The organism is Acuticoccus sp., assembly GCF_965213555.1.
Classification (GTDB): domain Bacteria; phylum Pseudomonadota; class Alphaproteobacteria; order Rhizobiales; family Amorphaceae; genus Acuticoccus.
In genome coordinates this window covers 62,527-87,082 of record NZ_OZ243890.1, presented here as the reverse complement: position 1 = coordinate 87,082, position 24,556 = coordinate 62,527, and the positions used below count along the sequence as shown (strand labels likewise).

Sequence of the window (24,556 nt, the reverse complement as noted above, 5' to 3'; positions counted from 1 at the left end):
GGTGCCCTAGCCTCGCACGGAGCGTCCGATGCCTCAAGGGACGCTTCGCTCTTCGCCCTTGACCCATCGGACGATCCGCGCGGTCCTGAGGGTGTCGGCTCCGCCGGAATGTCGCTTCAAGGAAGACACGCCTCCGGCGGGTCTTCCACCGGAATGATGGATCCAAGGCGCGCGCGAGCCGTCAGGCGGGCTCCACCGCGGCGGGCGCTGCCTCGCGGGTGACGATGAGCGCGTCCACGGCGACGATGTCGGCACTGCGGCAGATGAGCGGGTTGACGTCGAGCTCGGCGAGGCGGTCCGCGTGGTCCGCGGCGAACTCCGACACGCGGGCGACGACCTCGGCGAGGCGGGGGACGTCAACCGCGGGGAGGTCGCGGAAGCCGTCGAGGACCCTCGCGCCTGCGAGGCGCCGCAGCATGTCCTCTGCCTGTCGCGTCGTGACCGGCGCCGGCGCGGCGACGGTGTCGCGCATGAGCTCCACGAACACGCCGCCGAGGCCGACGACGACGATGGCGCCGAACGCCGGGTCGACGCGCGCGCCGACCACGATCTCCACACCGCTCTGCACCATCGGCTGGAGCAGCACGCCGTCGATCCGTGCGCCTGGGGCGCGCTCCGCCACGGTCGCCATCATCGCCTCGTAGGCGGCGGCGACGGCGTCCGGAGTCCGGAGGCCTAGGGCGATGCCGCCGACCTCCGTCTTGTGCGCGATGTCGGGGGAATCGACCTTCATGACCAGCGGGCCGGCGAGCGCCTTGGCCGCTGCCCTCGCCTCCGCCGCGCTCGCGGCGCGCCGCTCGTCGACGACGGGAACCCCGTAGGCCGACAGCACCGCCTTCGCCTCGCGCTCGGCGAGCGTGCGCCCCCCCGCGAGGCCCTGGCGCACCGTGTCCGCGGCGGAGGCGTCGACACACGGCCGGCGGGCTGGTCGGGCTGGCGCGCGTGCCAACGCTGCCATAGCGCGAGCGTGCGGAAGCAGTTGTCGACCGACCGGAAAAGACCGAGGTGCGGCGCGGCCTCGGCCTCCAGCGCACCCGGTCCCTCCAGCCAGCCGGAATGCCAGGTTAGGATGATGGGCTTGCCCGCACTCGCCGCCAGCTCGTTGAGCAGCGCGATGCGCGGCACCGACGTCGCGTATGCGAGGACGTGGGGCACCACGAGCGTGCCGAAGTCCTCCTGGCCGAGCACCGCCTCCGCGCACTCGGTGAACGATGCGGTGTCGTTGAGCACCTGCGCAGTCACGTCGCACGGGTTGCGCGCCGAGCCGAAGTGCGGGATGCGCGCCTTCAGCGTCGCCGTGACGTCGGCGTTCGGCTGGGGCAGCGGGACCCCGAACTCCTCCGCCGCGTCCGCCGCCATGATCGCCGCGCCGCCTGACGTCGCGATGACGACCGCGCCAGGCCCCGTCGGCGGCGGCGCCTTGGCGAGGAACTGGACGACCTCCAGCATCGTCTCGACACCATCGGCGAAGATGCCGCCGGCGCGCTCCACCATGGTGCGCCACGCATCGTGGGAGCCGGCGAGGTTGCCGGTGTGCGAGGCGGCCGCCCGCGCACCTTCTTCGCCCTTGGCCATCTTGTAGAGCACGAGCGGCTTGCCGGCGGCGGTCGCCCGTCGCGTCACGGCCTCGATTTGACGCGGGTCGGCCATGCCCTCGACGAGGCACGCAATGGCCCGCGTCGAGGGGTCCTCGATCAGGTAGCTTACGCAGTCCGCCACGTTGACGTCCGCCGAGTTGCCGCACGTCAGGACGTGGCTGAAGCCGACGCCGCGCTCCATCGCCTGACCGAACGCGAAGCCGAGCGCGCCGGACTGGCTGACGAACCCGATCCTGCGATCCTCGCCGGCCAGCCCGTAGCCACGCTCGAGGTTGAGCCCCGTCATGAACGTCGCACCGGCCTTCCGCGCGAAGTTCACGAAGCCGATGGTGTTCGGGCCGACGAGCTTGACCCCGCTCTCCGCCGCACGACGCGCGAGACGCGACTGCACCGCCACCGTTTCCGCCTCGCCGGTCTCGGCAAAGCCCGAGGCGATCATCACCACCCCGCCCGCACCCACCGCGATGCACTCCTCGAAGATCGGCTCCACCGTCGAGAGGTCCGTCGCGACGACGACGCAGTCCGGCCGCGCGCCTAGCGCGGACAGCGAGGGGTGGCAAGGCCGCCCGTGCAGCTCGCCGTACTTTGGGTTGATGAGGTCCACCGTGCCTTCGAAGTGGGCAAGGTTCTGCACGAAGCGCGCGCCGAACGAGGTCTCCCGGGACGACACACCGACGATCGCGATGCGCTCGGGAGCGAACAGGCGCTGCAGCTCTTCGGCGGGGTAGGGGGCGCGCGTCATGGCGGTTCCGCGTTCTGAGGTCTCAGGACCGCCACCTTAGCCCCTCTGGGACGCCCGCAAACCCACCGCGCGACGACGTTGGCGCGACACCGGCGTCGGCGCGCAGTAAGGTGCAGCGCCTTGGCGCGCGGCTTGCCTTCGGCTTGGGCGACGGGACACACGCGGGAGACGACGATGAAGCGGATCTTAGGAGCGGCAGCCGCACTGACGGTGCTCGTCGCGGCGGGCGCGGCGTCGGCCGACCTTAGCGAGATCAGGGAGCGCGGCGAGCTCGTCGCTGCGACGAGCGGCAACCTGCCGCCGGTCACCTACGTCGACGAGAACAACGAGCTGACCGGGTACGACATCGAGGTCGCCCGCTACGTGGAGGAGAAGCTGGGCGTGCCCATCGAGCTCAACCGGCTCGACTGGAAGGGCATCCTGCCCGGCCTCCAGACCGGCCGCTTCGATGCCGTCTTCTCCAACGTCAACATCACCGAGGAGCGCAAGGGCACGTTCGACTACTCAATCCCCTACTCGCGCTCCGCCGTCGTCGTCGTTCGCCGCTCCGACGCGACCGACATCGAAGGCCCGGCGACCCTCGCTGGCAAGCGCGTCGGCGCCATCGCCGGCGGCAACGACGGAGAGGTGCCGGCCCGAGCCATCGAGGAGGAGCACGGCGCGTTTGAAGGCTTCAAGGGCTACGCCGGCTACGCCGAGATGTTCCAGGACCTTGCCATCGGCCGCATCGACGCCGTCGTCGCCCCGGACACCGCGGCCGCGAACTTCGTGCGCGAGCGGCCGGGCGTCGCCGAGATCGTCGGCGAGCCCTACCAGGTGCGCTTCGTCGGCGTGCCGATGCAGAAGGGCTCGCCGGAGCTGAAGGCCGCGGTGGACGAGGCAATCCGCTCCGCCCGCGAGGAGGGCCTCCTCGACGAGTGGGCGCTGAAGTACTTCGGCATCGAGAACTTCTCCGCCGAGCTCGTCGACGAGGTGCCGTGACGGCGAGCTAGCGAGGGCTCGCCGTGGACCTCGACTTCAGCGTCGTCGGCACGTACCTGCCGGTGCTTCTCGAGGCCTCGCTGCTGACGATCGCGCTCGCCGTCGTCAGCCAGGCCATCGGGACGAGCCTCGGCCTCCTCCTCGCGCTCGGCCGGCTGTCGAAGCTCGGCTGGCTGCGCTCGGCGGTGTGGACCTACGTCTGGATCTTCCGCGGCACGCCCGTGCTCCTGCACCTCTTCTTCATCTACTACGCCGCACCGGCGTTCGGGCTGACGCTCGAGGCGTTCCCAGCGGCGATCATCGCGTTCTCGGCGAGCTCAGCTGCTTACAACTGCGAGATCCTGCGCGCAGGGCTTCAGGCGGTGCACCCCGGGCAGCGCGAGGCGGCGCAGGCGGTGGGGATGCGCTCCGGCTCGACGTTGCGCCGCATCGTGCTGCCCCAGGCGATCCGCATCGTCATCCCGCCCTACATGTCGAACTTCATCACCCACACCAAGAACACGTCGCTCGCCTCGGTGATCACGGTGCAGGAGCTGATGCTGACGGCGCAGATGATCTACTCGTCCACCTACCGCGCGATCGAGATCCTGACGGCGGCGGGGGCGATCTACCTCGTGCTGACGAGCGCGCTCACCGGGCTGCAGCTGTTCCTCGAGCGGCGCTTTGCGGTGGAGCGTCGCGGGCTGAGCCCGTCCAAGCGCCGCCGCCTCCTCATGGACCACGTCGGCGCGGCGCGCGAGGCGTGAGCGCGTCCGCCCCACCCGAAGGCGCCCGTCCGATGGTGGAGGTGGACCGCCTCGCCAAGCGGTTCGGCGCCGTTCACGCCCTGCGCGGGGTGTCGCTGACGGTGGGCGCGGGCGAGGTCGTCTGCCTCATCGGCCCGTCGGGCTCGGGCAAGAGCACGCTGCTGCGCTGCATCAACCACCTGGAGGAACCGACCGAGGGCGAGGTGCGGGTCGACGGCCGTCCCGTGGGCTTCGTGGAGGGCAGCGGTCGGCGCCGTCCCATGCGAGGCCGCGAGCTCGCCGCGATGCGGGCCGAGATCGGCATGGTGTTCCAGCACTTCTACCTGTGGCCCCACCTCACCGCGCTGGAGAACGTCATCGCCGGGCCCACCGCCGTCCTCGGCCTGTCGGTGCGCGACGCCGCCGGGGAGGGGCATCGGCTCCTGGCCAAGGTGGGCCTCGGCGAGAAGGCGGACGCCTACCCGGAGCACCTGTCGGGCGGGCAGCGCCAGCGCGTCGCCATCGCCCGTGCGCTCGCCATGCGGCCGAAGGTGATGCTGTTCGACGAGCCGACCTCCGCGCTCGACCCCGAGCTCGTCGGTGAGGTGCTTGCCACCATGGAGCAGGTGGCGGGCGAGGGCATGACGATGATCGTCGCCACCCACGAGATGGGCTTCGCCAAGAAGGTGGCCGACCGCGTGATCTTCATGGACGAGGGACGGGACGTGGAGTCCGGCCCGCCCGAGCGACTGTTCGGCGGCGCCGACAGCGAGCGGCTGCGTCGCTTCCTCGACAAGATCCTCGTGTGACCGGCCGCCTCGCCGGCGTGCGCTGCATCGTCACCGGCGCCGCGGGTGGGATCGGTGCCGCGACGGCGCGCCAGTTTGCGACGGAGGGGGCAAGGGTGCTTGCGGTCGACCGTCGCCCGGTCTCGCCGTCCACCGGCATCGAGGCAGTCACCTGCGACGTTTCGGACCGGCACACCGCCGCCCAAGCGGTGCAGGCGTTCGGCGGGGCGGACGTGCTCGTCACCGCCGCGGCGATCTCCGTCGGCGGGGCGCTGCATGAGACGAGCGAGGCGACGTGGCGCGAGGTCCTCGAGGTCAACCTCATGGGCACGGTGGTCTGGATGGAGGCGGTGCTCCCCTTCATGCGGGCGAGCCGGAGCGGGGCCATCATCACCGTCGCCTCGCAGCTCGCGATCGCCGGCGGGCGGGCCAACGCGTCTTACGTCGCCTCCAAGGGCGCCGTCGTCGCGTTGACCCGAAGCCTGGCGCTCGACTACGCGCACGAGGGCATCAGGGTGAACTGCATCGTCCCCGGCGCCATCGAGACGGACATGCTCGAGCGCTCCTTCGCGCGCGCCGGCGCACCCGACGAGGCGCGCGAGGGCTCGCGCGCCCGCCACCCCATGGAGCGGTTCGGCCGCGCCGACGAGGTCGCCGCCGCCGCACTGTACCTCGCCGCCGACGCCACCTTCACCACGGGCGCGCTGCTGCCCGTCGACGGCGGCTGGCTCGCCGGCTGACGCGAGGCGCCTGTTGCGGCTCGTCCACGGGCGGGCGTATCGTGCCGGAGGCACGGGGCCGACGGCCGCCGAACGATGCGTAGGATGGCAGCGATGAGCGACACCCAGGCCCTTCAGGGCATCCGCGTGATCGACAGCGCGAGCTTCCTCGCGGGGCCGTTCTGCTCCACGCAGCTCGCCGAGTTCGGCGCCGAGGTCGTGAAGGTCGAGCTGCCGCAGATCGGCGACGCGCTGCGCCGCTTCGGCTCGGTCCATCCCTGCGGCGACACGCTGCCCTGGCTGTCGGAGTGCCGCAACAAGAAGTCGATCACACTCGACCTCAGGAAGCCCGAGGGTGTGGAGCTTTTCAAGCAGCTCGTCGCCGACGCCGACGTGTTGGTGGAGAACTTCCAGCCCGGCACGCTGGAGCGATGGGGCCTCGGCTGGGACGTCCTGTCGGAGGTGAACCCGCGCCTCGTCATGGTGCGCATCACGGGCTACGGGCAGACGGGACCCTACAAGGACCGCCCCGGCTTCGGTCGGATCGGCAACGCGTTCGGCGGCCTGTCCTTCCTCGCGGGCTTCCCGGACCGTCCGCCGGTCACGCCGGGTTCGGCGACGATCCCGGATTACCTTGCAGGGCTCTACGGCGCGCTAGGCACGATGATGGCGCTGAGGGCGCGTGACCACACCGGACGCGGCCAGTACATCGACATCGGGCTCTACGAGCCGATCTTCCGCATCCTCGATGAGCTCGCGCCGTCCTACCACATGAAGGGCTACGTACGGCAGCGCATGGGTCCGGGCACGGTCAACGTCGTGCCGCACAGCCACTACCCGACCTCGGACGGGCGCTGGATCGCCATCGCCTGTACCAGCGACAAGATCTTCGCCCGCCTCGCCGAGGCGATGGGCATCCCCGACGTCGCCGGCGACGGCAAGTGGGGCACCGTGGCGGAGCGCGACGCCGACCGCGAGGCGGTGGACGAGACCGTCGCGGAGTGGACGGCCAAGTACGATCGCGACGAGCTGATGGCGATCTGCGAGCGCCATCAGGTGCCGTGCGGCCCGGTCTACGCCGTCGATGAGATCTTCGAGGACCCGCAGTACAAGGCGCGCGACAACATCGTCTACTTCGAGGACGAGCGCGCCGGCGAGCTCGCCCTGCCGAACGTCGTGCCGCGCCTGTCCGACACGCCCGGCCGCATCACCTGGGCCGGTCCCGCCCTCGGCAGCCACAACGAGGAGATCTACGAGGGTCGCCTGGGGCTCACCAAGGAACGCGTGGCGGTGCTCCAGCAGCTCGGGGTCATCTGACCCTGGCTCGGCCGCGCGCGGTGCACGCACCGTCGCGGCGATGACGGAGGCGGCGTTGGACCCGCGCAGCCGCCTGCGCCGGACGATGCTGATCACGCCGGGCCACCGCGCGGAGCGGCTCGCCAAGGCGGTCGGCCTCGGCGCCGACGTCTGCGCCTTCGACCTCGAGGACGGCGTGCCCTCCCGGCGAGAAGGACGCGGCGCGCCGCGCGGTGGCCGAGGCGCTGGCGACGCTCGACTTCGGCCCGGCCGAGCGCGTCGTGCGGGTCAACGGCGTCGGCAGCGACGCGCTGGGGCACGACCTCGCCGCGCTTCCGCTCGACCGCGTCGACGCGGTCCTCGTCCCCAAGGTCGAGCGGCCCGCCGACGTCGACGCCGTCGTCGAGGCGCTCGACCGGGCCGGCGGGACGCAGGTCGCGCTGATCCTGACGCTGGAGACCCCCCGCGGCATCCTCGGCGCCCTCGCCATCACCGACGCCTCGCCGCGGACGGCGGCGCTGTTCTTCGGCCCCGGCGACTTCACCGCGGCGACCGGCGGCGCGATGACGCCGGCCGGCCTCGCCTTCCCCCGCGCGGTCGTGGCGACGGCGGCCGCGGCGGTCGGTGCGGCGGCCATCGACGCGCCCTACCTTTCGGACGTCAAGGACGGCGCGGCCTCGGGCAAGGACGCTGAGCTCGCCCGCGAGCTCGGCTTCTCGGGCAAGTGCGTCTTCCACCCCGCGCAGGTGGCGCCGACGAACCGCGCCTTCACGCCGACGGCGGAGGAGGTCGCCCGCGCACGCACCATCGTCGCCGCCTACCAAGAAGGGCTTGCGACCGGGCGCGGCACCGCGGTGGTCGACGGCACCTTCGTCGCCATCGACATCGTCGTGATGGCGGAGCGGACGCTGCGGATCGCGGCGGAGGCGGCGCGGCGGGACGGCGGTGCGCCGTAAGGCCGTCAGCGCGGGGGCGACGCCCGGCGCCACAGCATCGTGTAGCGGAAGCGCTCGGCCGGATGCAGGCTCGAGGAGACCTCGAACACGCGGCCGTACTGGTCGAGGTAGCGCCGCTCAACCAGAAGGCCCGGCGTCCCGGCTCCCACGTCGAGCACCTGTGCGGTCGCGACGTCCACCGAGGTGGCGCTCACCTCCACGGCGACCTCGCTGATGCGCAGCGCGTGCTTCGCGGCGACCTGAGCGTACACGGGCTCGCTCCCCGCGCCCACGTCGTCGAGGATGTCGGCGTAGGCGGCGCGCAGGTAGATCGTGGCGAGCGAGATCGGCGGCGCGGTGATCTTCACCCGCCGCACCCCGTCGATCCTGACCCAGTCACCGGCCGGGAGGCGCAGTCGGGCGGCGAGGCTGTCGTCGGCGGTGACCCGCGCGGCGCGCAGGGGGAAGAGGCGGGTGTTCTCGGGGTACTGCAGGAGCTGGTCGAGGGCGCTCACCTCCTGCGCGAACCGATCGGCCGGCTCGATGCCGGCGACCGATGTGCCCGACCCTTGGAGCCGGCGCACCAGTCCGAGGCTCTCGAGCCGGTCGAGCGCCGCACGGACGGTGTGGCGACTGACGCCGTAGGCGCTCGCGAGCGCCAGCTCGGTGGGCAGCATCGACCCCACGGGGAACTCGCCGGCGCGCAGCCGCGCCATGAGGTCCTCCGCCACGCGCTGGTAGCGCGGCGCCTCCACCGCCTCGCCGCCTTCCCCGCGCATCACGGTGACGCCCGACGGCGGGGCGCGACGACGCTGGGGGGCGACCGCCCGCGCCGAACGTCGGGTCGGCGCACGGGCGGAGCTGGCCCCTAGGCCGAGGCGGCGGCACGCGCCTCGCCAGGCACCTTCCAGTCGCCGACCTCGGCCCTCGGCAGGCCGAGGTTGGATCGCAGCGTGGTGCCATCGTAGGCCGTGCGGTAGAGACCGCGGCGCTGGAGCTCGGGCACGACGAGGCGTACGAAGTCCTCGTAGGCGCCCGGCAGGTGCGTCGCTGCAAGCACGAAGCCGTCGCACGCCTCGCCCTCGAACCACTCCTGGAGGCCGTCGGCGACCTCCTGCGGCGAGCCGACGAACACCGGGAACTCGCGCACCGTCCCGCGACCGCTGTGCTTGGCGAAGTCGATCACCGTGGGGTTCGCCTTGCCGCTCGCCTCCACCACGCGGTCGCGCAGGGTCTGCATGCCGCCGATGGACGCCATCTCGGCCTCGGTGAACGGCTCGTCGTCGCCCTTCTTTGCGAAGTCGAAGTTGAGCACCTCGCTCATCAAGGACAAGGCGTCGATGGGCAGCGCGCAGCGGTCGATGAGGTCGAGCTTCTGGCGCGCGATGTCGCCCGTCTCGCCGACGACGACGTAGATCGCCGGCAGCACCTTAACCTCGTCCGGCCGACGGCCGCACGCGGCGACCTCATTCTTGAAGTCGCGATAGATCCGCTGGCCGAGCGAAAGGCTCGGGTAGAGCGCGAAGATCATGTCGCCCCAGCGCGACGCGAAGCGCCGGCCGCGCCCGCTCTGCCCGGCCTGCAGGAGGACCGGACGGCCCTGGGCCGAGCGCGGCACCGGCAGCGGCCCGCGCGACTTGAAGAACCGCCCCGTGTGGTCGAGCTGGTGGACCTTCGCAGGGTCGGCGAAGCGGCCGGACTTGTCGGCCACGATGGCATCGTCCTCCCAGGAGTCCATCAGCCCGAGCACCACCTCCATGAACTCGTCCGCCCGGTCGTACCTCAGGTCGTGCTCGAGGTGCGCCTCGTGGCCGAAGTTCGCCGCCTCGGTGTCGTTGAGCGAGGTCACGACGTTCCAGGCCATGCGGCCGTCGAACATGAGGTCCATGGTCTGGAACAGCCGGGCCACGTGGAACGGCTCGTAGTACGTCGTTGAGTAGGTCGTGCCGAGGCCGAGGTGGCGCGTCGCGGTCCCCATCATCATGAGCGGCACCGTGGGGTCGAGCTTCACGCAGCGGATGCCGTTCTCCACCGAGGAGCGGTAGTCGCCGCCGTAGGCGTCGGGCATCGCGAGGCGATCATCGAAGAAGCAGGCGTGGAACAACCCGTCCTCGAGGGTGCGGGCGATGCGGCGGTAGTACTCTGGCGCGAGGAAGTCGCGCATCGTCGCGGGGTGACGCCACGAGCCCACGTAGTTCGAGCAGTTCTGCGCCTGCATGAATGCGACCATCGTCAGCGTCGTGTCGCGCATGGTGTCCCCCTAGGATGCTTCCGCTGATAGTTTTGCCATGCGAATGAGTCCATACAAAAGGCGACGGTGAGGTCGGCGAACGGCCCAGACCGCAGCGCAACGGCGCCGAGGAGCGGAAAGATGCGGACCAATGAGGGCGAGCGCCCCGGATGGCGCATCGGCCGTGCCTACGCCTGGGTCGAGGACGCCATCGTCCTCAACGTCGCCGCGCTGTTCATGGCGACAGCGATCGGCGTGATGTTCTACGAGGCGGCGAGCCGCACGCTGGTCGGGCAGAGCCACTGGTGGGCGGAGGAGGCGGTGCGCTTCCTCGTGGTGTGGTCGGTGCTCATGTCCATCGGCATCGCGAGCCGCAACGGGCACTTCATCCGCATGGACTTGTTGCTCCTCGCCCTGCCGCGGCGGTTCGCGCTCCTCTCCGCCGCGCTGACGGGAGCGGCGGGCGTCACCTTCTCCGCCGTGCTCTTGTACGCCGGCGTCGTCCACGTGGCGCACCTCCACCGCATCGGCATGATGACGGAGTCCTCGCTCGACCTGCCGCTCTGGGTCGTGCGGCTCGTGCTGCCGGCGGCGGGGCTGCTCTACCTCCTCTACTTCCTCGCAGCGCTCGCCGAGGTGGCGCGCGGCCGCGACCCGTTTGCGACGACCCACGAGGACGAGGTGCTCTCCGGCGCCGGCCCGAGCGACGTCGACTGACATGACGACCCTCGTCGCCATCGCTGGGCTCTTCGTCCTCGTCTTCGCCGGGGTGCACATCGCCATCGCCCTCGGCCTGGTGGCGATCTTCCTGCTCACGTTCAACTTCCAGGTGCCGGTCGTCATCGTCGCGCAGACCGCCTGGTCGTCGGTGGATGGCTACGCGCTGGTCGCGATCCCGTTCTTCGTGTTCGCCGGCAACCTCATGTCGCGCGGCAACATCGCGCTCGTCATCCTCGACCTCGTCGGCACGCTGGTGCGGGCCATCCGGGGCGGCGTCGCGCTGGCGCTCACCTTCGCTGCGGTGTTCTTCGCCGCGGTCAACGGCTCGTCCGTCGCCTGCGCGGCTGCGCTCGGGCCGGCCGCCACCAAGCTCCTCCCGGCGGAGGGCTACGACAAGCGCTTCGCCGCCGCGGTCGTCGCCGTGGGCGGCACGCTCGGCGTGATGATCCCGCCCTCGCTCTCCTTCATCCTCATCGGCTCCATCGTCGGGCTGCCGATCAACGAGCTGTTCATCGCCGGCATCCTGCCCGGGCTGATGGAGGCGGCGATGATCGGCGCTGCTACCATCATCATCGCCAAGGTGCGCGGCTACGGCGGCAGGTCACAGCCGGCGGACTGGCGCGGCTTCGGCCGCCAGCTCCCCGCGGCGAGCGGCGCGCTGTTCCTGCCGGTGCTCATCATCGGGACGATCTACGCCGGCATCTTCACGCCCACCGAGGTCTCGGCGCTCGCCGCGCTCTACGCGGTGTTCCTGGTGCTCATCGTGTACCGCTCCGCGACGCTCGGCGAGGTGTGGGGCACCTTGCGCGAGTCGGTGCAGCAGACGCTGATGATCTACGGCGTGCTCATCGGCTCGGGGCTCCTGACAGCGCTCCTCACCCGCCTCGGGGTCACCGAGGAGCTGCGCACGATCCTCATCGCCGCCGAGATCGACCGGGTGACGTTCCTCATCGTCCTCAACCTCACGCTGATCGTCGTCGGCATGTTCCTCGACGGGATCAGCGTGATCGTGCTCCTGTCGCCGATCGTCTTCCCCCTCGCGCTGGTGGTGGGCATTCACCCGATCCACATGGCGGTCATCCTGACGGCGTTGGTGGAGATCGCGACGATCACGCCGCCGGTCGGCCTCAACCTCTTCGTGATGAGCCGCGTCTCGGGCGTGCCGCTGCATCAGATCATCCGCGCGGTGGCCCCCTTCTTCGCCGTCCGCGCCGCCGCGCTGGTCCTGATCAACGCCTTCCCCTGGCTCTCGCTGGCGCTGGTCTAGGCAGGTTGGCGAGCGCGCTCCGTCGCGGCGATGGCGTCGGCGCGGGCGAGGATGTGCTCCACCATCTTGAGGTGGGCCATGTCGAGGAGGACGCCGTCCGCCTGCGTCGCCCCGGCACCGGCACCGGTGGCGCGGGTCATGGCGTCCCGGGTCGCGCGCGCCCAGTCGACGAGGTCGGGCGGGGGCGAGAAGGCGGCGTTGGCGTCGTCGACCTGGCTCGGGTGGATCGCCCACTTGCCCTCGAAGCCCAGCGCCTGGGCGCGGGCGGCGACGGCGCTGAAGCCCTCCGGGTCGCCGAAGTCCGTGTAGGGGCCGTCGATCGGGCGCAGCCCGTTCGCGCGGCAGGCGTTGGCGATCCGCGCCATGGCGAAGTGCCACTGGTCGCCGGCGACGCGCTCGCGAGCGCCGCCCGGCGCGCCGGTGAGGACGGCGTAGGCCGGATCCGGCCGGCCGAACACGCGGTTCGGCACGCGCATGTCGATGGTGTAGTCGCCGACGCCGAACACCATGGCCTCGAGCCGCGGACTCGCCCCGGCGATCTCCTCGGCGTTGGCGACGCCCCGCGCGGTCTCGATCAAGACCTCGATGCCGATGGGGTCGGCGCGGCCGGTCTCGCGCTCGATGAACGTCAGGAGCTGGTCGACGAAGGCGACGTCGGAGGCCGATCCGGCCTTGGGCAGCAGCACCATGTCGAGGCGAGGCACGGCGGCGACGGCCGCGATGTCGCGGTGCGCCCACGGCGTGTCCATCCCGTTGACGCGCACGCTCATGACCTTCTCGCCCCAGTCGAGCTCGGCGAGCGCCGTGACGGCGGCCTCGCGCGCGCCGTCCTTGTGCGAGGGGGCGACGGCGTCCTCGAGGTCGAGGAAGACGGCGTCCGCCGCGCTCGCCGCGGCCTTGGCGAAGAACCGCGGGCTGGTGGCCGGGACGGCGAGGACCGAGCGCTGCAGCCGTGCAGGGCGCTGCGGAGACGGCGGCATCAAGCCCGCACCGGACCGCGCCGACTAGGGCCGGTCGGCGGCTAGGGCGTCGGCGAGCTCGCTCACGTCGTGGAGGTCCTCCAAGCGCATCACGAGGTCGACGATCCTTTCCGCCGCCCGCCGGCCGATCGCCCGCGCGGCGTTGTCGTGGAACTTCGCGATCACGTCCGCCTCCGACAGCGGGTTGGCGTCCGAGCCCCGGTTGACGTCCTCGCGGTGGGAGAGGGTGCGCCCGTCGGTGGTCTCGACGACGACCTCGCCCGAGTAGTACCGCGGGAAGCGCGTGTCCGGGTCGACCTCGTAGGTGATGCGCTGCGTGAGACCCAGCACCTCGGGGTCGCGGATCGCCTCCTCCTCGAGCTCGTCCAGGGTGAAGCGGCCGCGGGCGATCGCCGTCGCGATGATGTAGTGCACGCTGAACTGCGCGTCGTAGGCGTTGGCCGGTGTACGCTTCGACGCCTCGGGCTCGCACACCGTGCCGACCTGTCCGGCGCCAATCAGCGCGCGGACGCTTCTGATGTCCGCCGGCGTGAGCCCGTGCGCCTCGCGCAGCGCGAGCGCGGCGTCGGCGAAGGCGTGGTTGAAGTGGCAGGCCGGGTATGGCTTCAGCGCGACGTTCATCATCTCCCACGTCGTGCCGAGGGCCTCGGTGCAGCGGGAAAGGTCGGCGGCGTCCTCCCCCACGTGGGAGGCATAGAGCCCGAAGCGGCCCTCGTAGGCTGCGGGAGGCGCCTTGAAGCCGTTGCGCGCGAGCTCGAGCGCCGTGATGGCGCTCGACGCTGCCCAGCCGGGGTGCATGCGCTTGGTCCACGACCCGTCCTCGAGGAACTCCAGCGAGCCCGCGGCCATGGAGAGCGCGACGCCCTGCGCCGCCGCCATCGCCGCGGGGGTCGCATCGCGCAGGCGCCCGGCGGCGAGCGCCGCGCCGAAGATGCCGACGACGCCGGTCGGGTGGAAGCCGCGCTGGTGGAACGCGCCGCCCGCCGCCGCGCCGAGCCGCGCCGAGGCCTCGATGCCGATGAGGTACGCGAGCAGCGCCTCCCGACCCGTCGACCGCGCAGCCTCGCCGACACCGAGCGCGACGGGCAGCGCGCTCGCCGAGGCGTGGACGACACCCTCCGAGTGCGTGTCGTCGTAGTCGAGGCCGTGGATCAGCGTGCCGTTGACGAGCGCCGCGTCGCGCAGCGGCAGACGCCCGGCGCGGCCGATGACGGCGTGCGGACCGGGGCCGGCGAGGGCGTCGATGGCGGTCGTCACGCGCATCGCGTAGTCACCTTGGGAGGCGGCGAGCGCGATGCCCACCGTGTCGAGGACGTGGCGCTTGGCCCGCTCGACGACCTCCGCCGGCACGTCCTCGAAGGTGAGCTCAGCGGCGAAGTCGGCGAGCCGGCGCGCGATGGGCGGTGCCGCGTCGAGGGAGGTCGCTGTGGCATCCGCGACGTCGCGGTCCGTCAGTTGAACGTTCATCGAATCCTCCCCCAGGCCCGTACGCTCGGGATAGTGGTCCCGGCCGATCGCCTTGTAAAGGTCCGGACATCTGGCTACGTTCTGCCGCGAAGCCCATCGAAGAAGGCTTGAGGCTCAAGGAGGCCAACCATGCGAACCCGCGTTCATTCGACCGTCATTGCCGTCGCCGCCGTCCTAGGTGCGCCCGCGGCACTCGCGCAGGCGCCGGTCGAGATGGTGATGACGAACGAGCTCGCCACCACGCACTGGAAGACCGGGTACATGGAGGAGGTCGCCGCCGACATTGAGGGGCGGTGCGAGGGGAGGATCGACGTCAAGCTCTACCACGCCGGCCAGCTCTACAAGGACCGGGAGGCGATCGCGGCGATCGGCACCGGGGCGGTGCACATGGCCTGGCCGGTGTCGGTGCTCCTCGACTCCGTCGATCCGCGCTACGGCATCATCGACCAGCCGTTCGTCCTGTCCGACGAGCTGATGCTGCAGCCCGAGGCGCGGCGGGAGCTCAACGAGCTCATGTCCGGCCTGCTGAAGGACCGCGGCATCGAGGTCATGGGCCTCATGCGCGCCGCCGAGCTCATCTTCCTGTTCCCCGAGATGGAGGTGACCAGCGCCGAGGACCTCGAGCGTCGGAAGATCCGCGTCACCGGCGGCAAGGTGCTGCAGGACGTCATGCGCAACCTCGGCGTCAGTCCCGTCACCATGCCGGCGAGCGAGATGGCGACGTCCTTGGCGCTCGGTGCCATCGACGGCATCTTCACCTCCGCGGGGGGGTGGGAGATGGTCGGCGACACGGCGCAAGCCGCCTCGCTGGTGCCGGGCCTGTCGCTCCTCACCTACTCGGTGATCGTCGACGAGGCGTGGCTGGACGGGCTCGACGAGGAGCTGCAGGGCTGCATTCGCGGCGCCGTGGGCGACATGCTCGACGTGCAGTGGGAGCGCGCCATCGAGGACGACCGCAAGACGCTAGAGTCGATGCTCGAGAAGGGTCACACCTTCGCCACTGTGCCGGACGACGAGGTCGCAGCCTTCAAGGAGGCGGCGACGACGGCGAGCGCGGAGTTCTACGAGCGGCATCCGGACGTGACCGCAACATACCAGGCGATCCTGAAGAAGTACGAGGAGTAGCGCGCACCGGGACCCTCGCTCGGCGCCTCTGGGCCGGAGCCGGCCCGGCGCCGGCGGCTGTGACAGGCGCCCGCGCACGGTGTAACGGGGACGTCCCCGTCCAGCGTGGATGGGGACATTCCGCGGAGGGTGCGTCATGAACGGGGAACCCCTGCGGGCCGAAGCGCCCTCCGAGCGGGCGAGCGAGACCCCCGTGGAGGCCGGCGACCCTCGCGACGACGGTCGCGCCTTCCGTCGATGCCTCGGTCAGTTCGCCACCGGGGTCACCGTCGTGGCTGCGGCCGCCGATGGTCGCGCGACGGGCGTCACCGCGAACTCGTTCGCGTCCGTGTCCATGGACCCGCCGCTCATCCTGTGGTCGCTCAAGCGTCAGTCCGACAGCCTCGCGATCTTCCAGGCCGCCAGCCACTTCGCGGTCAACATCCTCGCCTCCGACCAGAGCGACGTCGCGTCCCACTTCGCGCGCTCGGGCGAGAAGTTCGCGTCGGTCGGCTTCGCGGCGGGCGCGGGCGGCGCGCCGCTCCTGTCCGGCGTCGCGGCACAGCTCGAGTGCCGCCGCCACGCGGAGCACGACGGCGGCGACCACGTCATCATGGTAGGGCACGTGGAACGCTATCGCCGGTTCGACCGGCCGCTCCTCCTGTTCAGTCAGGGGCACTACGGGCTTGCGGTGGAGCACCCCGGCAGCGGCCCGGCGCCGGAGCCCCGTCCCACCGCCGCCCCGATGATGAAGCCGCTGCTGTCCAACCTCATGCGCCGTGCGCTGGTGGGGTTCACCGCCGCGCTTCAGGAGGCGCTCGCCTCGCTCGGCATGACGACGAACGAGAGCCGCATGATCGCGACGATCTCCTACTTTCCGGGCTCCAAGCTTGAGACGCTCGCCGAGGCGGGGTTCCTCGGCACCGTGGCCGCCGAGGACGCCGCCGAGTCGCTGGTCCGCAAGGGCTTCGTCACCCGCGACGGGGATGGCGGCTTCACCGTGACGGAGGAGGGCCTGTCAGAGGTGCACGCGATCCGGCGCGAGGCGCTCGCCTGCGAGGCCCAGCTCCTGCACGGCATGTCGCAGGGCGACATCGACACGACCCGACGGGTCCTCGAGGCGCTCGCGAGCCACGCCCGCTCGCCGTCCTGAAGATCTACAGGTCATGGTGGACTGGCTGCGGGCGCAGCTCGCGACCGGCCGACGAGCTCGCCGATGCCGAGCAGCGCCAGCGTCGCGAGGGCGAACCCGTTCGCGACGTCGCGGTCGAGCAGGAAGCAACCGACCGAGGTCGCGAACAGCGGCAGCCCGAGCACCATCGGGATCGGCCCACGGTAGCCGTGGCGGGCGAGCGCGATCGCGAGCCCCGTGAGACCGACGACCGCGGCTGCGAAGGCGGTGGCCGCGGCCAACGCCCCGTTCTCGAAGAGGAGGTCGCCCGAAAGGAACAGTAGCGGAATCGCGTACAGTCCCTTGGAGAGGCGCCACGCCTCGATGGCCGCTGGGAACGGCGCCGTCTTGGCGATCCCCGCCGCCGCGAAGGCCGACAGCGCGATCGGCGGCGTGACGTTCGAGTCCTGACTGTACCAGAAGATCATGAGGTGGACCGCGAGGAGCGTGAAGCCGAACTCCTCGAACCCAGAACCGACGACTGCCGCCACGATGACGTAGCTCGCGGTGATCGGGAGGCCCATGCCCAAGATCAACGAGATGAGCGCGACCGCAGCCACCATGAGGTAGACGTTGCCCCCGGCGGCATCGACCAGAGCGGCGGAAAAGGTGATGGCCTTGCCGGTCAGCGTCAGCATGCCCACGACGACGTTGGCTGCGGCGAGCATGAGCGCGGTGATCGCAGCGGTCCGCGCGGTGTCGAGGAAGACGGTGGCCAGCCCTATGGGGCCGATGCGATGGTCCCTCGTCAGCCAGCTCGCGCTGAGCGTCCCAACGATCCCCAGAACGCATGCGTAGACCGGCGTGTAGCCGACCACGAGCGCTGCGATCAGGGTTCCGATGCCGAGGGCGAATGGGATGCCGTCCCGCCACACGACGGGCTCGGTCTCGACCTCCGCGCGGAAGTTCTCCCTGCGCGCGTAAAGTACGACGCCGAGGAACACGGAGTAGAAGTAGAGCGCCGCTGGAAGGATCGCGAGCAGGACGACGGTGCCGTAGGGCGTCTGGGTCCACGCCGCGAGGATGAAGGCACCCGCTCCCATGACCGGTGGCGCGATCTGTCCGATGTTCGAGGCGCTCGCCTCGACGCCGGCGGCGAAGCTCGGACGGTAGCCCGCGCGCAGCATCATGGGGATCGTGACCGAGCCCGTCGCCATGACGTTGCCGATCGACGTGCCCGTCACCGAGCCCATCATCGCGCTCGCGATGACGGCGGCCTGTGCTGGTCCCCCTGGGACGCGGTTGCCGAGGCGCAGGCTGAGCTGCACCAGGAAGCGGCCGCTGCCCGCGGCGAGCAGCATCGTTCCGAACAAGATGAAGAGGTAGACGTAGGTCGCCGAGATCGAGGTGAGGAAGCCGAGGTAGCCTTCGCCGCCCCACAGCATGCGGTACGAGAAGGTGTAGTACGAGATGCCGCGGAAGCCGAGCGTGCCAGGCAGCAGCGCCCCGAGCCACAGCGCGTAGGCGACCGAGAGCGCGCCGAGCACCGTCAGCACCCAGCCGCCCGCGACGCCGACCCCGAACAGGACCACAGCCATGACGGCGCCCGCCATCACGAGGTCGATGGTCAACAACCGCTCGTTTCGTGCGAACAACGCCTCTTCCGTGCCGATCACGTAGGCCGGCAGTGCGAGCGACAGGATCGCGAGCAGGACGAAGGCGAGCCGAAGCACGCCGGGGCGGAACCTCAGCGAGGCGAACACGAAGGCGAAGGCAAGGGCGCCGCCGACGTGGACGGCATTGCGCCAGCTCTCCTGAATCGTGTCGATCGTCGCAAAGTATAGGTGGAACACGCCGTACGCCGACGCTCCCATGAGGAGGACGGCGTTCAACGCGCGCGAGGGCTCGGTCGAGCCCATCAGTTCATGTCGGCCGGGACGGCATGATCAGGGCCGAAGACGGTCCGGCACCTCGATGCCGCGCTCCTCGTAGAAGCGCACGGCGCCGGGATGCAACGGGGCCGACAAGCCGCTCGTCGCGGCCTCCAGGGTGATCTCCTGCGCCGCAGGATGGATGTCGTGCACCTGGTCGATGTTGTCGAAGACGGCCGTCATGAACTTGTAGACCGTCTCCTCCGGGACGTCGGCGTCGACGATCATGAAGTTGGCGTAGGCTGCGGTCGGGATCGGGTCGTCCTGGCCAGGGTAGGATCCAGCCGGGATCTCGGTGGGGTACCACAGCCCCGGGCTGTTCTCCTCGATGCGGGCGAGCTGCGCGTCGGTGAAGGAGAGGATGGTCACGTCGTCGCCCAGCGTAGCGTAGGCCTCCGTCACCGCAGCGACCGGGACGCCGGCGCCGAGGTTGGCGGCCGCGATGCGCCCGTCCTGCAGCGCGCTGCCGGCCTCGCCGTAGGTCGCGATGTACTCAAGGTCGAGACCCTCGGGGTCGATGCCGAGGCCGCGCAGCATCAGCGTCGCCGCGGTGCGTGCGCCGGACTGCCGACCGCCGATGTTGTACTTGCCGTCGAGGGAATTGAGATCGTCCACCGTCCCAGTTTGGACCGCATCCTTGAGGGCAAGGTGGTGCTCGACGTTGCCCCACAGCGCGAACATGGTGCGCAGGTCGCCGTGCTCTGAGGCGTCGAAGCCCTCCTCTCCAGAGCGCGCGAGCGAGGTCACAACGCCGTTCGAGATCGCCATGTCCACCTCGTCCCGGGCGATGAGGCGCACGTTCTCGGTCGAGCCGCCGGACGTCACGGCATCGACCCGCAGGTCCGGCGCTGCCTCGCTCACGACGCGCGCGATGCCCACGCCGACGGGGTAGTACGTGCCTCCGGTCGAGGCGGTGGCAAGCACGAGGTTCTCCTGAGCGTGGGCCGCTGGGGCGAGTGCTGCAGCGAAGACAACGGCGACTGTGCTGACACGCATCTTGTGGCTCCTCTCCTTTGGGTCCGTCGGTCCCAATGTTTTGCAAGATTGTGCCAAATGGGTAGGGGAGCGGCAACCCGGGGCCCACGCGCGGCGTGCGGCCACGCACGTAACGATGGCGGGCACACGACCGAACGAACGGAGCGTTCCGACCTGCAAACTGCCGACCGCGTCATCACATCTGCTCCGCCGCGCAGGCGGCGACCTCTCGACCGCGCGCGAACCAGACCCCATCGAAGCCGCGCAGGTGCTCGATCATGCGCCGCAGCAGCGCCAGGCGGTTCGGCCTGCCGATGAATTGCGGGTGCATGACGAGGTCGAACAGCCCGCCCGCAGCGTGGATCTCGGCGAACTCGGTCGACCACACGGAGAAGATGGCATCGTTGTCGACGATGGTTCGCGGCGTCTGAATCGAGAACATCGAGTAGGGCGCGTCGTCGATGCTCCAGTGCCAGGGCAGCTCGATGGGGCCAGGCGTGCCGTCGGCGAGGACGTGACGATAGGGGTTGATCGCATCCATCAGCGAGGAGTCGTAGAGGAAGCCGTGCTCGTGGAGGAGGCGGATCATGTTGCCGCTCGTCTCGCCGGCCGGTGACCTGTAGCCCTCCGGCTTGATCCCGAGCGTCGTCCTCAAGGCCTCGAGGCCACGCTCGAGCGCCTCGGCCTCCTTGTCGGGGAAGTCGGGGTGGATCCACTCGTGCAGGTAGCCGTGGTGGCCGATCTCGTGTCCGGCGGCGAGGATGTCCTCGGTGCGGCCACGATGCCGCTCCGCCGTCCAGCCGGGCACGAAGAAGGTCGCCGGCACCTCGTGCTCGGCGAGGAGCTTCAGGATGCTCGGGATCCCCACGCGCGCGCCGTAGACGCCCTGGGATAAGATGCCGGGGCGCTTGGCGTTGTCCTCGTTGCGCGACAGCCACAGCGTCTCGGCGTCGAAGTCGAAGGTCAGCATGACGGCGCACCGCGCGCCGTTCGGCCATCGCGGCTCGGGGATTTCGGCGTCGCTCGGCAACAGCATGGGCCATCTCGTCGTCCAGGGGACGGGTAGGGGGTCGAACCGCCCTTCGATGCGGCGGCCAGCCCTAGGCTATCACCACTCGCGCCCAACGCCCGGTTTTTGCACAAGCACAGACTTTGACAGGGCGCGTCGCCACGAAATACGCTTCCTCAACGGCGACGCCGGACCCCTGCACGGTCCGTCCGGCCACCATAGGTTCGACGCGAGGGGAGCGGCGCGGGGGATGACCACGGACCGCGTCGGCGTTGAGATCGGGGGAACCTTCACCGACCTCGTGTGGCGGCGCGGGGACGGCACGCTCGTCACGCACAAGGTGCTCTCGACACCGAAGGCGATCCACGAGGCGGTGGCCAACGCTATCGACGGCGCGGGCGCCGACCCGTCCGCCATCGACCAGCTCGTCCACGGTTCCACCGTGGCGACCAACGCGCTCCTCACCCGGGATGGCTCGCGCACGGCGCTCATCACGACGCGGGGCTTCCGGGACGTCATCGAGATCGGCACGCACGAGCGCACCGGCAGCGTGTACGAGGTGTTCTACCGCAAGCCGGTACCCCCGGTGCCTCGCCGGCTCGTCCTGGAGGTGGACGAGCGGATCGACCCCACAGGCACGATCGTGCGTCCGCTGGACCGCGCTGCGGTCGAGGCTGTGGTGGACGCAGCGCTCGCCGAGGGCGTCGGCTCCATCGCCATCGCGCTCCTCCATGCCTACGCGAACCCCGCGCATGAGCGGGAGCTCGCCGCCATCGTGCGGGCCAGGGCGCCCGAGGTGGTGGTCAGCGCGAGCCATGAGATCTCGCCGGAGTTCCGCGAGTACGAACGGACGATGACGACGGTGGTGAACGCCTTCGTCAGCCCCGTCGTGTCGCGCTACGTGGAGCGGATCGAGGCGGACCTCCGGGCGCGCGGTTACGGCGGCATCCTTCAGATCATGCAGTCGAACGGCGGCGTCATGCCGGGGGCGAGTGCGGCACGCAACGCGGTGCGCATGCTGCTGTCGGGTCCCGCAGCGGGCGTGCGCGCGGCGATGTTCTTCGCCGAGCGCAACGGCATCGACGACGTCCTCACCATCGACATGGGCGGCACCTCTACCGATGTCGTCATCGCGCCGGGCCGCACGCCGACGATGGTTCCGGAGCTGAAGGTGGACGGGCTGCCGATCCGCACGCCCGCGGTGGACATGGTCACCGTCGGCGCGGGGGGCGGGTCCATCGCGGCGCTCGATCCGGGCGGTCTGCTCGCGGTGGGCCCGGCGAGCGCCGGAGCCGACCCGGGACCGGCCGCCTACGGCCGTGGCGGGACGAAGGCGACCGTCACCGACGCGCAGCTCGTGGCGGGCCTCCTGCGACCGGACCGCTTCTTCGGCGGCCGCATGACGCTCGATGCGCGGAAGGCGGCCGACGCGCTCGCTGCCGTGGGGATGCCGGGCAGCCCGCAGGAGGTGGCGGACGCGGTTCTGCGGATCGTCAACACCAACATGGCGCAGGCGCTGCGGCGCGTGTCGACGGCCCGTGGCATCGACCCGTCCGGCTACACGCTGGTCGCTTACGGTGGCGGCGGACCGCTCCACGCTGCCACCGTGGCGGAGGAGATCGGCGTCAGGCGCGTCCTTGTTCCCTGGGCGCCTGGGCTCGCCTCCGCGTTCGGCCTGCTGGTCGCCGACACGACGATCGACCTCGTGCGCACCGACCTCCAGGTTCTGTCGGACGCGACGCTGGACGCGGCGCGGCTTGCCGAGCTCAACGCTTGGGCCGGCGAGGCCGCGGCGGCGCACGGCCTGGCCGGCGGGGAGTACACCACCGAGGTCGGCCTCGACATGCGCTACCGGGGCCAGGCGTTCGAGCTGACGGTGTGGTCCGAAGCCGAGCCGCGCAGCGCCGACGCGCTGCGCGCCGCGTTCGAGGCCGCCCATCTGCAGCGCTACGGCTACGCCCGCGCCGCGCTCGCCGTCGAAGCGGTCAACACGCGGGTGCGCGTCACCGCACGCGCGGGGCCGCCGCCGGTCACGCCGCGCCCCAACGGCGCCGCTGCGGATCGCGACACCGGCGAGGTCTTCATCGCGGGTGCGGCTCGGCTCGCGACGTTCGTCGCGCGTGACGCGCTGGGTGCAGGCGAGACCGTCGCAGGTCCCGCCGTCATCGAGGAGGCGACCGCCACCACGGTCGTCCCGCTCGGGTGGACCGCGCGGATGGAGCCGACCGGCGACCTGATGCTGACCCGGAGCCGATAGATGGACGCCGTCGCCACCTCCCACGCCGTGGACGCCACGGAGATCGCCATCATCGCCAAGGCCTTGCAGTCGGCCGCGGACGAGATGAACCTCAACCTCATCCGCTCCGCCTTCTCCACGGTGGTGCGCGAGGCGCAGGACTGCTCGACGGCCCTGCTGGACGCCGACGGCAACGTGGTCGCCCAGGCCGAGACGATCCCCATGCAGACGGCAGCGCTCTCCCTGTCGTTCAAGGGCGCGGCGGCGCAGCTCGACCTGTCGGGCGTCACCGAGCGCCACGCCATCATCATGAACGACCCGTACGCCGGCGGGCAGCACCTCAACGACATCATCCTGTTCTCGCCCATCGTGGTGGACGGTGCGCTGATCGGCTGGTCGGGCTCGACGGCGCACCACCTCGACATCGGCGGCGGAGCGGCCGGCGTGAACCCCAGCGCCACCGACCACATCATGGAGGGGATCGTCATCCCACCGCTCCTGATGGACGTGGAGCGGGACTGGCACGGCGGGATGATCGAGCGGCTGATCTTCGCGAACGTGCGCACCGCAGAGATCGGCCTCGGCGACGTCAACGCCCAGTTCGCCGCCAACCACACCGGGCGCGTGCGCCTCAAGGAGCTCGCCGAGCGCTACGGCGTCGCTGGCCTCAGGCGGGCGATGGACGCGGTGATGGACTACGCCGAGCGCCGCATGCGCGCCGCCATCGCCGAGCTGCCCGACGGCACCTACCGCGGTGAGGCCTCCATCGACCGCGACGTGTTCGTGGACGAACCCGTGACCGTGCGTGTCACGCTCCAAGTCACCGGGTCGGACCTGGGGGTCGACTTCACGGGCACCGACGCCCAGGTGCGCTCGATGTTCAACTGCCCCGTCGCCTCGGCGCACGCGGCGGTGTTCGCCGCCGTGCGCTCCGTCATCGCCGACAAGGACATGCCGGCGAACGACGGCTGCAACCGGCCGCTCGACATCCACCTGCCGAAGGGCTCGCTGCTCAACCCGAACCCGCCCGCGCCGGTCCGCGCCCGCATGGCCGCCGCCTACCGGGCCTTCGACAGCGTGCAGGGCGCGCTTGCCGGGGCCATGCGCGAGAAGGTCCCGGCGCAGGGCTTCAACTCGACCACAGGGTTCTACATCGGCCAGCGCCGATCCGACGGTTACCGCGTCTTCGTCGACGTACTGGGCGGCGGCTTCGGCGCCGGCCATGCCTACGAGGGCGTGGACGCATGCGACAACATCCTGTCGAACTGTCGCATCACCCCCATCGAGGCGTTCGAGCAGGCGAACCCGCACCTGCGCATGGAGGCGACGGAGCTCATCCCCGACTCCGGGGGCGCCGGGCGCTGGCGCGGCGGCCTCGGCTTCCGTCGCCGCTTCGCGGTGCTCGAGGAAGGGACCTTCCTCAACCTCTACTCCGACCACTACCGCGTGGCCCCGTCCGGCGCCGAGGGCGGCGGTCCGGGAGGCCTCGGGAGCCTCGTCATCGAGCGCGGCGGGGAGGCGATCTCGCTGCCCCCGATGGCGGCGGCGGAGCTCCAGGTCGGCGACGTCGTCGTCCTGTCCGTGGGGGGCGGGGGCGGGTACGGCGATCCGCGCGAGCGCCCACGCGAGCTCGTGGAGCGCGACCTTGCCGACGGGCGCATCACGGTGGACCATGCGCGTGCGCACTATGGCTACACCGCCACGGGCTGACGGGCGCCAAGGCACGAACGCTCGAGTAGAGA

21 protein-coding genes are annotated in these 24,556 nt (G+C 71.0%); 12 read left to right on the top strand and 9 right to left on the bottom strand.

The features are described from left to right. Positions 1-181: 181 nt before the first annotated feature. Positions 182-832 carry an acetate--CoA ligase family protein gene (locus ACOOE8_RS00635; RefSeq protein WP_420392995.1) on the bottom strand — a complete coding sequence of 217 codons (651 nt, stop codon included), beginning with the start codon at positions 830-832 and terminating at the stop codon, positions 182-184. After that, positions 730-2,340: a CoA-binding protein gene (locus ACOOE8_RS00630; RefSeq protein ID WP_420392994.1), complete on the bottom strand. Its 1,611-nt coding sequence runs from the start codon at positions 2,338-2,340 to the stop codon at positions 730-732. Before ACOOE8_RS00630 ends, ACOOE8_RS00635 begins: the two co-directional genes overlap by 103 nt. A gap of 174 nt (positions 2,341-2,514) precedes the next feature. Here ACOOE8_RS00630 and ACOOE8_RS00625 point away from each other — a divergent pair, with 174 nt between their 5' ends. The 6 genes from ACOOE8_RS00625 to ACOOE8_RS00600 all read left to right on the top strand — a co-directional run bounded on the left by ACOOE8_RS00625 (position 2,515) and on the right by ACOOE8_RS00600 (position 7,805). After that, positions 2,515-3,321 carry a substrate-binding periplasmic protein gene (locus ACOOE8_RS00625; RefSeq protein WP_420392993.1) on the top strand — a complete coding sequence of 269 codons (807 nt, stop codon included), beginning with the start codon at positions 2,515-2,517 and terminating at the stop codon, positions 3,319-3,321. Between the two features lie 23 nt (positions 3,322-3,344). Continuing rightward, positions 3,345-4,067, top strand: a complete 723-nt coding sequence (locus tag ACOOE8_RS00620) for an amino acid ABC transporter permease (protein WP_420392992.1) — start codon at positions 3,345-3,347, stop codon at positions 4,065-4,067. Beyond that, the gene (locus ACOOE8_RS00615) at positions 4,064-4,855 is read left to right on the top strand and encodes an amino acid ABC transporter ATP-binding protein (RefSeq protein ID WP_420392991.1); all 792 of its coding nucleotides are present in this window, start codon (positions 4,064-4,066) and stop codon (positions 4,853-4,855) included. The genes ACOOE8_RS00620 and ACOOE8_RS00615 overlap by 4 nt, the downstream gene beginning before the upstream one ends. After that, positions 4,852-5,574, top strand: a complete 723-nt coding sequence (locus tag ACOOE8_RS00610) for an SDR family oxidoreductase (protein ID WP_420392990.1) — start codon at positions 4,852-4,854, stop codon at positions 5,572-5,574. The genes ACOOE8_RS00615 and ACOOE8_RS00610 overlap by 4 nt, the downstream gene beginning before the upstream one ends. Before the next feature lie 93 nt (positions 5,575-5,667). Beyond that, complete coding sequence (locus ACOOE8_RS00605; RefSeq protein ID WP_420392989.1) at positions 5,668-6,870, top strand: CaiB/BaiF CoA transferase family protein; 1,203 nt, start codon at positions 5,668-5,670, stop codon at positions 6,868-6,870. Positions 6,871-7,082: 212 nt separating this feature from the next. After that, positions 7,083-7,805: an HpcH/HpaI aldolase/citrate lyase family protein gene (locus tag ACOOE8_RS00600; RefSeq protein ID WP_420392988.1), complete on the top strand. Its 723-nt coding sequence runs from the start codon at positions 7,083-7,085 to the stop codon at positions 7,803-7,805. A gap of 5 nt (positions 7,806-7,810) precedes the next feature. Here ACOOE8_RS00600 and ACOOE8_RS00595 read toward each other — a convergent pair whose 3' ends face one another. Together ACOOE8_RS00595 and ACOOE8_RS00590 are read right to left on the bottom strand one after the other, a co-directional pair. After that, the gene (locus tag ACOOE8_RS00595) at positions 7,811-8,563 is read right to left on the bottom strand and encodes a GntR family transcriptional regulator (RefSeq protein WP_420392987.1); all 753 of its coding nucleotides are present in this window, start codon (positions 8,561-8,563) and stop codon (positions 7,811-7,813) included. A gap of 89 nt (positions 8,564-8,652) precedes the next feature. Further along, positions 8,653-10,035 (bottom strand): LLM class flavin-dependent oxidoreductase, encoded by a 1,383-nt coding sequence (locus ACOOE8_RS00590; protein ID WP_420392986.1) that lies wholly within the window; start codon positions 10,033-10,035, stop codon positions 8,653-8,655. Positions 10,036-10,155: 120 nt separating this feature from the next. Here ACOOE8_RS00590 and ACOOE8_RS00585 point away from each other — a divergent pair, with 120 nt between their 5' ends. Together ACOOE8_RS00585 and ACOOE8_RS00580 are read left to right on the top strand one after the other, a co-directional pair. After that, on the top strand, positions 10,156-10,731 hold the full coding sequence (locus ACOOE8_RS00585; protein WP_420392985.1) for a TRAP transporter small permease: 576 nt from the start codon (positions 10,156-10,158) through the stop codon (positions 10,729-10,731). Position 10,732: 1 nt separating this feature from the next. Continuing rightward, positions 10,733-12,001, top strand: a complete 1,269-nt coding sequence (locus ACOOE8_RS00580) for a TRAP transporter large permease (RefSeq protein ID WP_420392984.1) — start codon at positions 10,733-10,735, stop codon at positions 11,999-12,001. Here the strand turns inward: ACOOE8_RS00580 and ACOOE8_RS00575 are convergent. Further along, entirely contained in the window at positions 11,998-12,981 is a 984-nt protein-coding gene (locus ACOOE8_RS00575; RefSeq protein ID WP_420392983.1) for an HpcH/HpaI aldolase/citrate lyase family protein, read from the bottom strand. The genes ACOOE8_RS00580 and ACOOE8_RS00575 overlap by 4 nt on opposite strands. 24 nt (positions 12,982-13,005) lie before the next feature. Then, a complete protein-coding gene (locus ACOOE8_RS00570) occupies positions 13,006-14,448 on the bottom strand; it encodes an MmgE/PrpD family protein (RefSeq protein ID WP_420392982.1) in 1,443 nt (480 codons plus the stop codon). Between the two features lie 129 nt (positions 14,449-14,577). On the opposite strand from ACOOE8_RS00570, the gene dctP reads away from it, so the two are divergent. Further along, a complete protein-coding gene (dctP, locus tag ACOOE8_RS00565) occupies positions 14,578-15,573 on the top strand; it encodes a TRAP transporter substrate-binding protein DctP (protein WP_420392981.1) in 996 nt (331 codons plus the stop codon). 136 nt (positions 15,574-15,709) lie between these two features. Beyond that, positions 15,710-16,705, top strand: a complete 996-nt coding sequence (locus ACOOE8_RS00560; protein WP_420392980.1) for a flavin reductase — start codon at positions 15,710-15,712, stop codon at positions 16,703-16,705. Between the two features lie 11 nt (positions 16,706-16,716). Here ACOOE8_RS00560 and ACOOE8_RS00555 read toward each other — a convergent pair whose 3' ends face one another. From ACOOE8_RS00555 to ACOOE8_RS00545, 3 genes are all read right to left on the bottom strand, one after another. Further along, complete coding sequence (locus ACOOE8_RS00555; protein ID WP_420392979.1) at positions 16,717-18,582, bottom strand: TRAP transporter permease; 1,866 nt, start codon at positions 18,580-18,582, stop codon at positions 16,717-16,719. A gap of 27 nt (positions 18,583-18,609) precedes the next feature. Next, positions 18,610-19,590, bottom strand: coding sequence for a TAXI family TRAP transporter solute-binding subunit (locus tag ACOOE8_RS00550; protein WP_420392978.1), 981 nt, complete (start codon positions 19,588-19,590; stop codon positions 18,610-18,612). Positions 19,591-19,765: 175 nt separating this feature from the next. Then, entirely contained in the window at positions 19,766-20,605 is an 840-nt protein-coding gene (locus tag ACOOE8_RS00545; RefSeq protein ID WP_420392977.1) for a polysaccharide deacetylase family protein, read from the bottom strand. A 223-nt stretch (positions 20,606-20,828) separates the two neighbouring features. On the opposite strand from ACOOE8_RS00545, the gene ACOOE8_RS00540 reads away from it, so the two are divergent. Both ACOOE8_RS00540 and ACOOE8_RS00535 read left to right on the top strand, forming a co-directional pair. Then, on the top strand, positions 20,829-22,835 hold the full coding sequence (locus ACOOE8_RS00540; RefSeq protein WP_420392976.1) for a hydantoinase/oxoprolinase family protein: 2,007 nt from the start codon (positions 20,829-20,831) through the stop codon (positions 22,833-22,835). Continuing rightward, entirely contained in the window at positions 22,836-24,524 is a 1,689-nt protein-coding gene (locus ACOOE8_RS00535; RefSeq protein WP_420392975.1) for a hydantoinase B/oxoprolinase family protein, read from the top strand. The last annotated feature ends 32 nt before the right edge of the window (positions 24,525-24,556 follow it).

What these genes read in the sequence shown, in the direction of transcription:
- ACOOE8_RS00630 (WP_420392994.1), bottom strand. Translation starts at nt 2,340, where the DNA reads ATGACGCGCGCCCCCTACCCCGCCGAAGAGCTGCAGCGCCTGTTCGCT.
- ACOOE8_RS00625 (WP_420392993.1), top strand. Translation starts at nt 2,515, where the DNA reads ATGAAGCGGATCTTAGGAGCGGCAGCCGCACTGACGGTGCTCGTCGCG.
- ACOOE8_RS00605 (WP_420392989.1), top strand. Translation starts at nt 5,668, where the DNA reads ATGAGCGACACCCAGGCCCTTCAGGGCATCCGCGTGATCGACAGCGCG.
- ACOOE8_RS00595 (WP_420392987.1), bottom strand. Translation starts at nt 8,563, where the DNA reads ATGCGCGGGGAAGGCGGCGAGGCGGTGGAGGCGCCGCGCTACCAGCGC.
- ACOOE8_RS00590 (WP_420392986.1), bottom strand. Translation starts at nt 10,035, where the DNA reads ATGCGCGACACGACGCTGACGATGGTCGCATTCATGCAGGCGCAGAAC.
- ACOOE8_RS00585 (WP_420392985.1), top strand. Translation starts at nt 10,156, where the DNA reads ATGCGGACCAATGAGGGCGAGCGCCCCGGATGGCGCATCGGCCGTGCC.
- ACOOE8_RS00580 (WP_420392984.1), top strand. Translation starts at nt 10,733, where the DNA reads ATGACGACCCTCGTCGCCATCGCTGGGCTCTTCGTCCTCGTCTTCGCC.
- ACOOE8_RS00575 (WP_420392983.1), bottom strand. Translation starts at nt 12,981, where the DNA reads ATGCCGCCGTCTCCGCAGCGCCCTGCACGGCTGCAGCGCTCGGTCCTC.
- ACOOE8_RS00570 (WP_420392982.1), bottom strand. Translation starts at nt 14,448, where the DNA reads ATGAACGTTCAACTGACGGACCGCGACGTCGCGGATGCCACAGCGACC.
- dctP (WP_420392981.1), top strand. Translation starts at nt 14,578, where the DNA reads ATGCGAACCCGCGTTCATTCGACCGTCATTGCCGTCGCCGCCGTCCTA.
- ACOOE8_RS00560 (WP_420392980.1), top strand. Translation starts at nt 15,710, where the DNA reads ATGAACGGGGAACCCCTGCGGGCCGAAGCGCCCTCCGAGCGGGCGAGC.
- ACOOE8_RS00555 (WP_420392979.1), bottom strand. Translation starts at nt 18,582, where the DNA reads ATGGGCTCGACCGAGCCCTCGCGCGCGTTGAACGCCGTCCTCCTCATG.
- ACOOE8_RS00550 (WP_420392978.1), bottom strand. Translation starts at nt 19,590, where the DNA reads ATGCGTGTCAGCACAGTCGCCGTTGTCTTCGCTGCAGCACTCGCCCCA.
- ACOOE8_RS00545 (WP_420392977.1), bottom strand. Translation starts at nt 20,605, where the DNA reads ATGCTGTTGCCGAGCGACGCCGAAATCCCCGAGCCGCGATGGCCGAAC.
- ACOOE8_RS00540 (WP_420392976.1), top strand. Translation starts at nt 20,829, where the DNA reads ATGACCACGGACCGCGTCGGCGTTGAGATCGGGGGAACCTTCACCGAC.
- ACOOE8_RS00535 (WP_420392975.1), top strand. Translation starts at nt 22,836, where the DNA reads ATGGACGCCGTCGCCACCTCCCACGCCGTGGACGCCACGGAGATCGCC.